We start from the raw sequence: 13146 nt of genomic DNA, 5'->3' as shown, positions 1-13146 counted from the left end.
CGCAATACTGATCACAGTGCTAAACGACTCGGGGCGGCTCACCGCCCCTCAAGCAGACACTCAGGATTGAACACCATCGGATCGATGGCAGGCATCATCCAGACTCACTAAATCACCTCAACCGCCTGGGACCGTAGCCACGCCAGGCATCCACCAACTGCACCGGCACACCCTATGCAGCACCATTCATCGGCCGCCTGCGCTGCCATCTATGCAGCCGATGCCAAGCCGGGCACTCACACCGGCGTTCAGGTTTGAGGCTCAAGAGCCGATCGGAGCTGTGCGAGGATCAGTTGCACCGCCTGCTGTAGTGATAGTTGCGCGCTGTCAATAAGCAGCGGCGAAGACGCCCAGGGCTGGTAATCATGTTCAAGCACCGACTGCCAACTAGGGGCTTGCAGCCCCGGCACATCCAGCTCCCGGGTCTCGACACGGCGTCGATGCTCCTGCCGGTCGGAGCAGACCACCTCAAGTTCCAGCAAATCCACGCCCAGGCGACGCGCCAGGGCCTGCCAGGCCTCGCGGCTTTCAGCCACGGGGTTGACGCAGTCGGCCAGCACCAGATTGCCCAGCAGCAGGTTGGCCTCGGCCAGCTGCAAGGCAATCTGGTAGCCGCACTTGCCAACCTCCGGCCAGCCACTGTTGCGCAGCTCCTGCTCGATGGTGTCGATACGCAGATAGGTGGCCTTGAGGTGTGGCGCCAGCGCCCGGGCGATGGTGGTTTTGCCGGTGCCGGGCAATCCGCTGAACACGATAAGCATGCACGTTGCTGCCGGAGTCAAAGGGTGGCCAGTTTCAACACAATGGCCACCGGCGTCCAGTAGGGGTTGGTCCGGTGTTTCACAAAGATTGCGTTGGCGGTACGCTGGGAACGCTGCGAGGCCAGGCGAGCAGTTCGGCTTCCGGCATCGGCCTGGCGTACCAGTAGCCTTGGCCCAGCACGCAGCCCATCTCCAGCAGCAGACGACGTTCAAGCTGGGTTTCCACGCCTTCGACCACCAGGCGCATGTCCAGCTTGTTGGCCAAAGCCAGGGAGGCGCCGACCACCGCCCGGCAGCGCGGCTGACGCACCAGTTCACGGACAAAGTGGGCATCAAGCTTGATCTGGTTGAAGGGCAATTCGCACAGACGTTGCAGCGAGGAATAACCGGCCCCGAAGTCGTCGATGGCCAGGTTGCACTCCATCATGCGCAAGCGCACCAGGTTTTCCAGGCTGATGGCCGGGGCCTGTACCAGCCCCACCTCGGTGATCTCGAACGTCAGCAAGCGTGGCGGCACCCGATGGCGCTCGATGGTCCGGCGGATATGCCCCACCATGTCGCTGCAAGCCAACTGCCGGGGCAACAGGTTGAAGGCCAGCTCCAGTTCTTCGCCCTGATTCAGCAATTGCCGCTGCAAGGCCATGCTTTGATCCAGTTGTTGCAGAAACACCTGATCCAGCAGGCCTTCGGCTTCCAGTTCATCGAGAAACGCGGCCGGAGCGAGAATGCCGCGTTGCGGATGGACCCAGCGCATCAGCACCTCGGCGCCGCAGCAAATGGCCTGCTGCAGGTCGAATTTGGGCTGGTAGTAGGACACGAACTGGCCCTGCTCGACGCCCTGCAGCAGGTCCTCGCGCTTCACCGGGGCAAAGTGCCGCGGCGGCGCCGAGGCCGGTTGCTGATGGTGCTGCTGATAAAAATAGAGCATCGCCTGCAAGGCCGACAGTTCCGCCGGCTTGCCCACATCACCGAGGACGATCAGACCGTGCAGGCTGATCATCTGCAGCACTGCCCGGCGCAGGTCGGCGTCGATCAGGCTGTAGAGAATCACCCCGCGCACCAGGCGCTCTTCACTGGCCCGGCGCAAGAACTCCAGGCCGTCCATGCCCGGCATCTGCAAATCACAAAGCACCACATCCGCCGCACCGCGCTCACGCAACAGCGTGAGCGCGCCGACCCCATCCGCCGCCGCCAATGGCTCGACCACCCCCAGGCGCTGCAACTGCTCCAGCGCCAGTAGCTGCTGCACGGGATGGTCTTCGAGCACAAGTATCTTCAAGGTATTCAATCAATGATCCTGGAGAAACGGGGACGACCAAAGTTGAGCGTCGCCGAATCCGTGTGGGGACAGCAATCGACGCGCCCACCCAGAGCGCACGGATTAAACAAGCGTATCGCTAACCGCCAGCGGGTCAAGCGATCAGCATAACCTTCGGTCCGCCCGCATCGGCGGACTTGCTCAACAGGCAATGGCTCGGGAAAATACCCAGGTTTCATATATATTGGTTTCCAGCACTGGCGACCCGTTGGTGCACGGCCATGAGCAGCGGCCATCCGCTGTGTCCCTCTCGCACCGTCCCTGTGCCGCTATTCGATCAGGAGCCCAGATGCCTCGTTTTTTACTGCTGCCGGTGCTGATCTGGCTGGCATGCCTCCCGGCACTGGGTGACACCGCGATCCCCCTGCAACTGCTCAATTATGAAACGCCCCATAACCACGAATTGCCGCTGTCCGGCGAAGACTGGCAATGGCTGCGCAAAAGGCGCGAATTGGTTTATGGAACCTCAAGGCAAAACCTGCCGCCTCTGGAAATGGTCAACGAAGCCAAAGAATATGAAGGCGTTACAGCCGACTACCTTGGCCTGTTGGCGGACTCTTTGGGGGTGAAAATCAGCATCCGCGCCTACGACACCCGCGAGCAGCTTTTCAACGCCCTGAGCAAGGGTGAAATCGATTTCATGGGCAGCGTCACCTCGGACGAAGCCCACCGACACCAACTGCGACAGAGCCGCGACTACCTGGTCAGCCGCCCCACGTTGGTGATCCGCCAAGGCGACTCGCAGGCCCTAAAAAACGGACTGCAGGGACGCCGCCTGGCCATCTCTCTGGATATCGTCTCCCAGGCGCAGGTGCAGACCATGTACCCCAAGGCACAGATTGTCGGCTACGAGAGTGCGGACGCCGCCATCGCCGCCGTGGCCTTCGGGGACGCCGACGTGCTGCTCAGTGACGCGATCTCGGCCCAGTTTCTGATCTCGCGCAACTACAGCGACTACTTGCGCATCATCTACAGCGGCCCGACCGGCGCCTTGGGATTCTCCTTCGCAATCGCCCCCCAGGCCCCGCAGTTGCAGCGGTTGCTCAACGCCGCGCTGCAGTCCATTCATAAAGAGCAGGACACCAGTATTCGCAACCGTTGGGGCGACCGGCTGTTGCTGAGCATGGAAAAAACCATCCTCACCGATGACGAACAACGCTGGGTCGAAAAGAATCCGGTGGTGCAGATTGGCGTCCATCGTTACCTGCCGCCGCTGTCCTATTACGATCCCGATGGCAACTACCTGGGGATCACCGCAGACTTGCTGGAGATGCTCGAAACCAAGACTGGGCTGACCTTCAAAATCACCTCATACCCCAGTCTCAAGGATTTGAACCAGGCCTTACGCAAGGGCCAGGTGCAAATGCTCGCTGACGTGGCGCGCAACCCTGAGCGCGAAACCTACATGCTGTTCACCCGTCCCTACCTCGTGGGGCCGTACATGCTGATCACTCGCGATGAACCCGGGGCCCCAAAAAACCTGGACGAGATGGCCGGCAAAAAACTCCTGATCGGCCGGGGCCATGCACTGTTGCCCCTGCTGCGCGAGCGCTATCCACAGATCCAGCTTGAAGAAGTGCAGACCAACATCGAAGCCCTGAGCCTGCTGCGCGAGCACAAGGGCGACGGGGTTGTGCAGGCCGAAATCTCCATCAGTTTCAACATGCCGCGGATCAAACAAGACCAACTGAAGATCAGGTCAGTGCTCAACCTGCCCTTGCTCAATGAGTCCTTGGGCGTGCGTCGCGACCAGTTGGAGCTGTTCAGGATCATCGATAAGTCCTTGCGCAGCATTGCTCCCGATGCCATCACCGAGCTCAACAACCGCTGGCGTTCCAAGGCCCCGATCGTCCCGCCATCCTGGCGCGACTACCGCAACACGCTCTATCTGGCGGCCGCTGGCTCGGCGCTGTTGCTACTGATCGCCCTGGCCTGGGGCTATGCCATGCGGCGTCAGGTCAGCCAACGCAAACGGGCCGAGGATGCGCTCAACGACCAGATGCGGTTCATGGACGCGCTGATCAACGGCACGCCGAACCCGATCTACGTACGTGACCTGCAACGACGCCTGGTGATCTGCAACGACAGCTACCTCAAGACCATGGGAGTTGACCGCCAGCATGTTCTGGGCACCAGCCTCGACCAATTGGACGTGCCCGAAGCCAAGCAGTTCGGCGAAGATTTCAAGACCATCCTTGACGGTGGCCAACCCCTGCTGCTTGACCGCCAGGTGCACATCAACGGCCAATTGCGGCAGATCTACCACTGGATGCTGCCCTACCGCGACGCCGAGGGCGCGATCGTCGGCATCATCGGCGGCTGGCTGGACATCAGCGAGCGCCAGCAACTGCTGGATGAACTGACCCAGGCCAAGAACGACGCCGACAAGGCCAACCGGGCCAAGACCACCTTCCTGGCCACCATGAGCCATGAAATCCGCACCCCCATGAGCGCAGTGATTGGCATGCTCGAACTGGCCCTCAAGCGTGCCGATCAAGGCCAGCTCGACCGCAACTCGATCGAGGTGGCCTACAGCTCGGCCCAAGGGCTGCTGGACCTGATCGGCGACATCCTGGACATCGTCCGGATCGAGAGCGGGCGCCTGAGCCTGAGCCCGGAGCGAGCCAACCTGCGGGACCTGGTGGAATCGGTGTTCCGCGTGTTCGATGGCCTGGCCAGGCAGAAAGGCCTGCGCCTGGAGCTGGATCTGGACTTCAGCGCCAACGACGAGGTGCTGGTGGACCCACTGCGCTTCAAACAGATTTTGTCGAACCTGGTCAGCAATGCGATCAAGTTCACCGAACACGGCAGTGTGCAGATCCGTTTGCTGGCCGAGCGCGACGATCCGCACCTGCTCCCGCTGTTGCTGACGATCAAGGACACGGGGATCGGCATCAGTCGCGACGACCAGAAGCGCTTGTTCCAGCCGTTCAGCCAAGTACCCGGACAGCATCAGAATGCCCGCTCGGGCACCGGTCTGGGGCTGGTGATCTGCCGGACCCTGTGCAAGATGATGGGCGGCCAGCTCAGCCTGGAGAGCGTCCCCGGCCAAGGCACCCTGGCTCGGGTGCAACTGCAGTTAAGCCGGCTCGCCCCCTTACAGGACCTGCCGCGCACCGAGACGCAACAACCTCCGCCAGTGACCGCCAAGCCACCTCTGCACATCCTTGTGGTCGACGACAGCCAAGCCAACCGCCAACTGCTCTGCGAACAACTGCGCTTTCTCGATTATTCCCTGAGCCAGGCGCAAAACGGCGCCGAAGCGTTCAAGGTCTGGCAGCGTGAAACCTTCGATGTGGTGATTACCGACTGCAACATGCCGGTGCTCAACGGCTACGAACTGAGCCAGCAGATCCGCGCCGCCGAGCAACTGCAGAACCGCCCGGCGGTGCAAATCTTCGGCTTTACCGCCAATGTCCAGCCCGAAGAAGAGCAGCGCTGCCGGGATGCTGGGATGAATGGCTGCATCTTCAAGCCCATCGCCCTGCCCGAGCTGGATCGGCGCCTGCGGCAACTGCCGGTCCTGCCCCGGATGCCCCTCAAGGCCACCAGCGAGCGTTACGACATCCAGCAGTTGAACCACCTCACCGGGGGCAACCCGCAGTCCATTCAGCGGGTGCTCAAGGGGTTGCATCAGAGTAATCAGCAAGACCTGAAACAAATCCGCGAGCTGCTGGCCAGCGACAGCAATGAGGGCGCCGCCGACCTCGCCCACCGTATTCGCGGCGCGGCGCGGATCATCAAGGCCCAGGCGTTGATCGAAGAATGCGAGTACCTGGAGCGAGCTTGCCGCGAGGACAGCAGCGCCAGCCAGATCAAAAGCGCTCTGACCCGGCTGGAGCTGGCGATGGTCGGCCTCGATCGTGACTTGCTGGAGTCCTTGAACACCGACTGACCAGGGCTCGCGGCACCGGCCGGACGAGTTCTCAGTCGGCCAGGCTGTGCAGCTCCAGGCGGACCGAGGCGGACAGCGGCTTCGCCGGCTGAATCAAGGCCATGCCAAAGCGCTTGCTGATGTAACGGCCACCTGTACCGGTCAGGGTCAGGGCGCGACTGTCCAGGTCCTGGATCAACCATTTCCGCTCCAGTAGGGCACGCAGCAATGCCGCGCCCAAGGCGCCCCCCAGGTGCGGACGGCGCATGCTCCAGTCCAGGCACGGGCAAGCAAGACGCCGGCGCAAGGTTTTCAACTGCGCCACCTCGATGCCCAACCCACGGAAAAATTCCACGCCGCTGTCCGTGACCCGATAAGCATCGCCCTGCTCGCCGTCCTCGGCCGCCAGCAGCCAGCCGGCCTCAAACAGCCGGTCATGCAACTGCACCCCCAGGGTACCCGCAAGATGGTCGTAACAGGTGCGGGCGAACTGCAGGCGATCGGGGGTGCGCGGGGTGAACGTCGGGGCACTGGCCTGACCGATCACCATCAGTGCCTCCAGGGCCTGGGCCACCAGCGGGTCGCCCAGGCAGTAATAACGGTGCCGTCCCTGAACCTGCAGACGCAGCAAGCCGGCGTCCTTGAGCTTGCTCAGATGGGCGCTGGCGGTGGAGGTACTGACTTCGGCGATGGTCGCCAGCTCGGTACTGGTGCGGGCGTGGCCGTCCATCAGCGCACACAGCATCCGGGTCCGGGCTGGTTCGGCAATCGCCGCCGCCACACTGGATACCCGCTGGTCGTTCTGCACTGCATTCATATTTCGCTCCCTGACGAATCATGCCTTCGAAACGATGAGGATAGTAGCAACCTGAATATCTGCCAGACAAAGAGATAAATCATGGACCCGATCAGTGCAGCTACCCATTTCAACCCCTATGACGTTCACTACCCCCGCCTGCGCGCCCGTGGCGGCCTGACCTTCGATGCCACCCTCGGGCTCTGGGTGGCCAGCAGCGCCACGGCGGTAGCGGCGGTGCTGAACCACCCCGCCTGCCGCGTGCGTCCGCTGCATGAGCCCGTACCCCGCGCGATTGTCCGGCGCCCCGCCGGGCAACTGTTCGCCCGATTGATGCGCATGAATGATGGCCCGCGCCACCGCTGCCCTCGCGCGGCCATCGAAGCGGGCCTGGGGCAACTGGTCGCCAGCGACCTGATGCCCACCCTGGCCAACTGGCGCCCGGCCCTTGTTGCACCGCTGCGCGCCGCCGACCTGCGCCGCTGGCAGTTTGCGTTGCCGGTGGCGCTAGTCGCGGGCTTGCTGGGCGTGCCCACCGAACAGCGAGAGGACCTGGCCCGGCGCACCGGCGAATGGGTGGCCTGTTTCTCGCCGCTGAGTAATGAGTCGCAGTTGCTGGCCGCCGATCAGGCCACGCAGCACCTGAGCGCACAGTTGCAGGCAGTGCTCGCGGCACCTGAGCACAGCCCATTGCTGAGTGACATCCTGCGCCGATCGGGCGACCTCGATCCCCAGGATCTGCTGGCCAATCTAGTGGGCCTGCTGGCGCAAACCCACGACGCCTGTGCCGGGCTCATCGGCAACAGCCTGATCGCCCTGCTGGCCGATCCGGCGCTGTGCCAACACCTGCGCCAGACGCCGGCGGCGCTGGCGCCCTGGCTGTTGCAACGCCAGCGTCTGGACCCACCGGTGCAGAACACCCGACGTTTCGTGGCCGAGCCCTGCACCCTCAACGGGATTGAGCTGCAAGCCGGTGATTGCGTACTGGTGCTACTGGCGGCGGCCAACCATGACCCGGCCCTGGCGGCGGTCACCGGCGCTGCGGCCACGCCACCCGACTTCAGCTTTGGTGCCGGCGTGCACCGCTGCCCCGGACAGGGGCTGGCGCAAAATATCGTCGGCGCCCTGCTGCAGGCCCTGCTACGCACATCGGATCTGAGCAGGTTGCCTTTGCGCTGGTGCTATCAGCCCTCGGTCAATGGCCGCATTCCGCTGTTCGAAGACAGCCTGGAGGCCGGACAATGATTGCCGTGATCTTCGAAGTGCTGCCGCACCCACCGTTGCGCGAGCAATACCTGGCGCTGGCCGCCGAGCTCAAGGAGCACCTGGCGGGCATCGACGGATTCATTTCCATTGAGCGCTTTCAGAGCCTCAGCCAGCCCGAGAAACTGCTGTCGCTGTCGTTCTGGCGCGATGAACAGGCCGTAAGCCAATGGCGCCAGCTGGAGTGTCACCGCCAGGCTCAGGCCCTGGGCCGGGAGCGGGTCTTTGCCGACTATCGCTTGCGGGTCACCCAGGTGCTGCGCGACTACGGCTTGAACGAGCGCGCACAAGCCCCCCGGGACAGCCTTCAAGCCCATTGGCATGCACGCCGCCCTTAAGGTAAAACGTGCACCCGCCGAGCCGAGGGCTCATCCCGCAACCGATACCGGAGAAAGGAACGCCCATGCTGTTTGTGGTGATGCTGGGGGGTAAGCACCCCAGAGCGAAAATCGAAGTCCATGACGTGCAGTTCGTGATTGCCGACAGCCTGCAAGCGGCCTATCCACAACTGCGCGAAGGCTGGTTCGGCAGCCCGGCGGGCTTGCATATCGACTCGTGGATGCAGGTCGACGGCGTCGAGGAATACAAGGTCGAGCTCAGCTCCCTGGCCCCCGGGCCGGGCGCGCCGCGCCTGTACTTCCTCAACCTGGGCGGCTACGAGGCGGCAACCTTCGGCGAGGCCCACCACTACCTGCTGGTGGTGGCCAGAAACAAGACCGAAGCCAAGGCCAAGGGCAAACGGCAGATGCTCGCCCACTGGCACAAATCCCACACCGATGCACTGCTGGATGTGGACGACTGCCTGCCGATCGACCTACTGCAAGGCCGCTATGTGCACCTGGTACCTGGGCCGCACGACGGCATCGTGCAGCACAACGATTACCTCATCCTCAGTTGAGCGGCGCGCCGGGAACCCGGTAGCTCAGATCAAGATCGGCAATCGACGTCACCTGACTCAACAGAAACCCCCGCAGTTGGTGGATTGCCTCCTCATGTCGGTTGCCCGGCGGCCAGACCAGGTAATAACCGTCGCCTGAAGCCACCGCGCGAGGAAACGGCAAGCCGACCCGCCCGCGGCGGATGTCCTCGGCCAACAGGTGCAGATCGCCAATGGACAGGCCATGCCCGCCCATGGCGGCGCAAATGGCCTGATCCAGGGTGTCGAAGACCAGGCCGCGATCCAGGCGCACCTGTTCCAGCAGCTCCTGCTCCTGCGCCCCCTGCGCCTGCAACCAGCGCCGCCAGTCGCGGCGGTCGACCGAAGGGTGAATCAGCGCCGCGCCCTTGAGCCGCTCCAGCGTCCAGGGCGGGGCATCCGCCGGCTCAGGCGGGCCGATGGGAATCAGCCATTCATCAAACAACTTGCAGGCTTGGACTGTGCTACCGAACTGGCCGTTGCCCAGCAGGATCGCGCAGTCATAAGGCTCGGCATGAAAGTCCACATGGTCGAAATCCATCCACACGCTGGCCAGTTGCACCTGCAGTGACGGATCGGCGTGCTTGAGCTGCTCCAGAACCTGTAACAGCCAGCGCATGGTCAGGGTCGAGGGGGCTTTCAGGCGCAACGGACCACCCGCGCCGCGCAAGGGCGAGCAGGCGTCCTCGATGATTCGAAAACCCGCCTTGAGTTCCCGGGCCAGGCGCTGCCCGACGTCGGTGAGTTCAAGCCTGGGTCCGTGGCGCTCGAACAGACGACAGCCGAACTGCTGCTCCAGGGTCCGGATATGCCGGCTGATCGCGCTTTGGGTCAGCGACAGTTCCTCGGCGGCCCGGGTAAAGGAACTGGAGCGGGCAGCCACCTCAAAGGCACGCAAGGCGTAGAGGGGCGGCAAGGATTCAACCATTGGCAAGCACCAATCATGATTAAAAATCATAGTAGGTCATAGCTTTTTGCGTTTTTCAATGCCGACAAAAGCCACCAAGCTGCGCGCTCCCCCCTTACTGAGGAGCGCTTGCTCGTGGACATTAATCTGTCGTTATTGTTGCTGTACATGCTCAGCGTGCTGATGCTGGTGGCGACCCCGGGCCCAGTAGTGGCGCTGATCGTCAGCACCAGCCTCAACGCCGGCCCCCGCCAAGCCCTGCTGACCGCTCTGGGCACCCATGCAGCGTCGCTGCTGCTGGCGTTGCTGGCGGTGCTGATGCTGACCACCGGCTTTGCGCTGGACCCACGGCTGATCAATTGGGTGAGTCTGCTGGGGTGTGGCTTTATCACCTGGTTGGCGCTGCAGGGATTGCGCGAGGCTTCAGCGGCGCAGGACCAGCCAGCCGTTGCGAGGCGTGCGCACAATCGCGGCAAGGGCTTGACCAGCGGTTTTTTGCTGGGCATCAGCAACCCCAAGGACATCATGTTCTTCGTCTCGTTCTTTCCCCAGTTCATTCAGGTCAGCCATTCGTTGCAACACAGCGCGCTGCTGCTGACGTTGATCTGGGTGTTGATCGACTTTGCCGTGCTCGGGGCTTACATCCTGGTGGCGCGCCAGGGATTTTCGCGTCGCTACCAGCGCCTGGTGACCCTTGTTTCAAGCCTGGTGTTGCTGACGGTGGCGTTGCTGGGGATGCTCTATTCACTGTTTGAACTGTGCCACCCGGGCGCGGCCTGAAGCCCCCTGCTACCTGCTACCTGCTACCTGCTACCTGCACCCTGCACGGATAGGATCGACGAGCCCTCCAGAATGGCCCGGCACGGCCAATGCCGGCGACGAACGAGGCGCAGGGGCTGCAGAAAAAAACTGCGGATCAGCCCTTGCCGTGAATTAACATAGCAAAGCGCCATACCGGTTCCAGGAACTCCCTTTGATGCTGTCCAGAATCCGATGATTGCTGTCTGGTCCCTGCTTTGCCTATGCGTGCTGCTGAGCGTGCTGACGCTATGGCTGTTGCGCCGTGAACGCCGCGCCCAGGCCCAACTGCGGGCGTATCGAACACGTGCCGAGCAGTTGCCCGAGGACGCCGAGCGATTCAAGCGCAGCCAATACTTTGCACGGATCGGCACCTGGGACTGGGAGGTCGATACCCAGCGCCTGTACTGGTCGGAAGCCATCTACGGCATGTTCGGCTACGAGGTCGGCGCCGTGGTGCCTTCCTACGAGCTGTTCTGCTCCTGTGTGCACCCCGAGGACCGGGAACGGGTTCGCGCCGGTGAGCTGCGTTGCCTGGAAACCGGCGAGAACCATGACGAGGAGTACCGCGTGGTGTGGCCCGACGGCAGCATTCACTGGCTGCGGGAAACCGGTAACGTGGTGAAAAACGCCCACGATGAAACCATCAAAATGATGGGCGTGGTGCGCGACATCACCGACGAAAAGGTCTCCACCCGGCACTTGCAGCAACTGGCGCATTTCGACCCGCTGACCGGCCTGCCCAACCGTCTGATGCTGGAGCAGCGCCTGTCTCGGGCCCTGGAGCAGGCCCGCTTGAACCGGACCCGGGTCGCCCTGGTGTTTGTCGACCTCAACCGTTTCAAAGCCATCAACGACCACTACGGCCACGCCGTCGGCGACCGGGTCCTAAGCACCATCGCCCAGCGCCTGCAAGGCATCCTGCGTGCCAGCGACACCGTGGCGCGCATTGGCGGCGATGAATTCGTGATGATCCTCGAAAGCCTGTCCATGGAGCTGGACCTGATAGAAGAAGCCCGGCGCATCTGCGAGAAAATCGTCCAGGCACTGTCCCCCCCCGTAGCAGTGGACAACCAGCGCCACAGCATCGGCAGCAGCCTGGGGGTGGCGGTGTTCCCCGACCACGCCGGGCGCATGGATCAGCTACTGCACATCGCCGATCTGGCGATGTACGAGGCCAAGCGCAGCGGCGATAACCAGTATCGGTTGGGGCCGTAAGGCGAGGTCAGTCCAATGCCCTCAGGCATTAACCTGCAGGCTGACTCTGCGCTCACGCAGAAAATTCAAAGCGCCTTGAAACAGCGGATGCCATTCGGCGGAGGGCTCACAACCCAGGGGATGCCAGAAGAAACTGAACCTGTGTCCGCCATCATCACCGCACGCATGCTGCCAGCGCTCCGGCAAACCTTCAGCCACGCGACGCTCATGGAAAGCCCAAACCTGCCCGGAAAAACCCGAGTGCCAGATCCCCAGCTGGCGCACGGCCTCTCCCTGAACCCCCGCCTCCTCCAGCAATTCACGGACCGCGGCGACAGCACTGGACTCACCGGGCTCCAGCGTGCCTTTGACTAGTTGCAATCCGGCCAAAGGGTGCCTGAAGGCCAGTATTTCCAGTGAACTCCCGTGCCGCAGTACCACCGGGCAGGCTTTATTGACCAGCATCTAGACCGCCCTCCAACCGAGGATCAATCATCCCGAGTCAGCACTTCCAGCAACTCGATCTCGAAGATCAGGTTCGAGTTGGGCGGGATCGCCCCCATGCTGCGCTCGCCGTAGCCCAGGTGCGCCGGCACCAGTAGCTTGCGCTTGCCGCCCACCTGCATGCCCATCAGGCCCAGGTCCCAGCCCTTGATCACCCGCCCAGTGCCGATCACGCACTGGAACGGCTTGCCGCGATCGTAGGAAGAATCGAAACTGCTGCCGTCTTCCAGAAATCCCCGGTACTGGGTGGTGATCAGGGCGCCCTTGACCACGGCCTTGCCGTCACCCGGCTGGATATCGATCACCTGCAATTCGTCGCTCATGGTTCACTCCCGTTCAAGCATGGCCCCGTCACGGGACTGCGGCGCGCTTTTTCGCAGAATTGCCGCGGCTTGGCAATCACTGCGGCACGGCCGGCCCGCGCTGGACCTGAATCTGGGTGTCGGTGCCGAGCAGCATTTCACCGAACGCCGCCTCGACCGCTTCGACGCTGGCCAGCCCAAGGTCCCAGCTGACTTCCAGGCTAGGCAAGCCCCGGCACCAGGCCTGGTCGCGGGAGAAGTGCAGGGTCAAGCGCCCCGGTGCCAATTGCAGCCGCTCGATGCCGCCATAGCCGGCCACGCACTGCCCGCCCAGTTCCACGTAATAGGTATCCATGCCCAGTTGCCGATCCTGCTCGTCAAAGCAATCGGCACGTTGCAACAGCAGGTAGTGCTCGGGCTGCTGCCCGTCGTCAGCAAAACCCAGGATCTGCACTTCATCCTCGGTGCAGGCACTGTAGGTGTTGGCATGAAATTTCAAACTCATCGGTC

At 62.9% G+C, this 13146-nt stretch carries 13 protein-coding genes; 6 read left to right on the top strand and 7 right to left on the bottom strand.

Annotated elements, in window-relative coordinates; all coding sequences use genetic code 11:
- Positions 1-248 precede the first annotated feature (248 nt).
- Both PLD_RS28785 and PLD_RS28780 read right to left on the bottom strand, forming a co-directional pair.
- On the bottom strand, positions 249-761 hold the full coding sequence (locus PLD_RS28785) for an AAA family ATPase (protein WP_159898080.1): 513 nt from the start codon (positions 759-761) through the stop codon (positions 249-251).
- A 79-nt stretch (positions 762-840) separates the two neighbouring features.
- Positions 841-2049 (bottom strand): EAL domain-containing protein, encoded by a 1209-nt coding sequence (locus PLD_RS28780; protein ID WP_159898079.1) that lies wholly within the window; start codon positions 2047-2049, stop codon positions 841-843.
- Positions 2050-2368: 319 nt separating this feature from the next.
- On the opposite strand from PLD_RS28780, the gene PLD_RS28775 reads away from it, so the two are divergent.
- Complete coding sequence (locus tag PLD_RS28775) at positions 2369-5974, top strand: transporter substrate-binding domain-containing protein (RefSeq protein ID WP_159898078.1); 3606 nt, start codon at positions 2369-2371, stop codon at positions 5972-5974.
- A gap of 31 nt (positions 5975-6005) precedes the next feature.
- On the opposite strand, the gene PLD_RS28770 is transcribed toward PLD_RS28775, so the two are convergent.
- A complete protein-coding gene (locus PLD_RS28770; RefSeq protein ID WP_159898077.1) occupies positions 6006-6770 on the bottom strand; it encodes a helix-turn-helix transcriptional regulator in 765 nt (254 codons plus the stop codon).
- An 81-nt stretch (positions 6771-6851) separates the two neighbouring features.
- On the opposite strand from PLD_RS28770, the gene PLD_RS28765 reads away from it, so the two are divergent.
- The 3 genes from PLD_RS28765 (at position 6852) to PLD_RS28755 (ending at position 8910) form a co-directional block, all read left to right on the top strand.
- The gene (locus tag PLD_RS28765) at positions 6852-7994 is read left to right on the top strand and encodes a cytochrome P450 (RefSeq protein ID WP_159898076.1); all 1143 of its coding nucleotides are present in this window, start codon (positions 6852-6854) and stop codon (positions 7992-7994) included.
- Entirely contained in the window at positions 7991-8350 is a 360-nt protein-coding gene (locus tag PLD_RS28760) for an antibiotic biosynthesis monooxygenase (RefSeq protein WP_159898075.1), read from the top strand. Before PLD_RS28765 ends, PLD_RS28760 begins: the two co-directional genes overlap by 4 nt.
- Positions 8351-8415: 65 nt before the next feature.
- A complete protein-coding gene (locus PLD_RS28755) occupies positions 8416-8910 on the top strand; it encodes a DUF1543 domain-containing protein (protein ID WP_159898074.1) in 495 nt (164 codons plus the stop codon).
- Here the strand turns inward: PLD_RS28755 and PLD_RS28750 are convergent.
- Entirely contained in the window at positions 8903-9856 is a 954-nt protein-coding gene (locus tag PLD_RS28750; protein WP_159898073.1) for a LysR substrate-binding domain-containing protein, read from the bottom strand. The genes PLD_RS28755 and PLD_RS28750 overlap by 8 nt on opposite strands.
- A gap of 120 nt (positions 9857-9976) precedes the next feature.
- Between PLD_RS28750 and PLD_RS28745 the strand changes: the two genes are divergently transcribed.
- Together PLD_RS28745 and PLD_RS28740 are read left to right on the top strand one after the other, a co-directional pair.
- Positions 9977-10615, top strand: a complete 639-nt coding sequence (locus tag PLD_RS28745; RefSeq protein ID WP_178116253.1) for a LysE family translocator — start codon at positions 9977-9979, stop codon at positions 10613-10615.
- Positions 10616-10828: 213 nt separating this feature from the next.
- Positions 10829-11851, top strand: coding sequence for a sensor domain-containing diguanylate cyclase (locus PLD_RS28740; protein ID WP_159898072.1), 1023 nt, complete (start codon positions 10829-10831; stop codon positions 11849-11851).
- 21 nt (positions 11852-11872) lie between these two features.
- Here the strand turns inward: PLD_RS28740 and PLD_RS28735 are convergent, their stop codons facing one another.
- From PLD_RS28735 to PLD_RS28725, 3 genes are all read right to left on the bottom strand, one after another.
- Positions 11873-12295: an NUDIX domain-containing protein gene (locus tag PLD_RS28735; RefSeq protein ID WP_159898071.1), complete on the bottom strand. Its 423-nt coding sequence runs from the start codon at positions 12293-12295 to the stop codon at positions 11873-11875.
- 23 nt (positions 12296-12318) lie between these two features.
- Entirely contained in the window at positions 12319-12657 is a 339-nt protein-coding gene (locus PLD_RS28730) for an FKBP-type peptidyl-prolyl cis-trans isomerase (protein ID WP_159898070.1), read from the bottom strand.
- A gap of 76 nt (positions 12658-12733) precedes the next feature.
- Entirely contained in the window at positions 12734-13141 is a 408-nt protein-coding gene (locus tag PLD_RS28725; RefSeq protein WP_159898069.1) for an Imm10 family immunity protein, read from the bottom strand.
- Between the last annotated feature and the right edge of the window lie 5 nt (positions 13142-13146).

The sequence above is a fragment of the Pseudomonas sp. LD120 genome (genome assembly GCF_009861525.1).
Lineage (GTDB): Bacteria > Pseudomonadota > Gammaproteobacteria > Pseudomonadales > Pseudomonadaceae > Aquipseudomonas.
This window is presented reverse-complemented; position numbering and strand designations above follow the sequence as displayed.

Bases quoted from the DNA above. Each gene is read 5' to 3' on its own strand.
- PLD_RS28730 (WP_159898070.1), bottom strand. From the start codon at position 12,657: ATGAGCGACGAATTGCAGGTGATCGATATCCAGCCGGGTGACGGCAAG.
- PLD_RS28775 (WP_159898078.1), top strand. From the start codon at position 2,369: ATGCCTCGTTTTTTACTGCTGCCGGTGCTGATCTGGCTGGCATGCCTC.
- PLD_RS28765 (WP_159898076.1), top strand. From the start codon at position 6,852: ATGGACCCGATCAGTGCAGCTACCCATTTCAACCCCTATGACGTTCAC.
- PLD_RS28770 (WP_159898077.1), bottom strand. From the start codon at position 6,770: ATGAATGCAGTGCAGAACGACCAGCGGGTATCCAGTGTGGCGGCGGCG.
- PLD_RS28740 (WP_159898072.1), top strand. From the start codon at position 10,829: ATGATTGCTGTCTGGTCCCTGCTTTGCCTATGCGTGCTGCTGAGCGTG.
- PLD_RS28760 (WP_159898075.1), top strand. From the start codon at position 7,991: ATGATTGCCGTGATCTTCGAAGTGCTGCCGCACCCACCGTTGCGCGAG.
- PLD_RS28750 (WP_159898073.1), bottom strand. From the start codon at position 9,856: ATGGTTGAATCCTTGCCGCCCCTCTACGCCTTGCGTGCCTTTGAGGTG.
- PLD_RS28785 (WP_159898080.1), bottom strand. From the start codon at position 761: ATGCTTATCGTGTTCAGCGGATTGCCCGGCACCGGCAAAACCACCATC.
- PLD_RS28755 (WP_159898074.1), top strand. From the start codon at position 8,416: ATGCTGTTTGTGGTGATGCTGGGGGGTAAGCACCCCAGAGCGAAAATC.
- PLD_RS28735 (WP_159898071.1), bottom strand. From the start codon at position 12,295: ATGCTGGTCAATAAAGCCTGCCCGGTGGTACTGCGGCACGGGAGTTCA.
- PLD_RS28725 (WP_159898069.1), bottom strand. From the start codon at position 13,141: ATGAGTTTGAAATTTCATGCCAACACCTACAGTGCCTGCACCGAGGAT.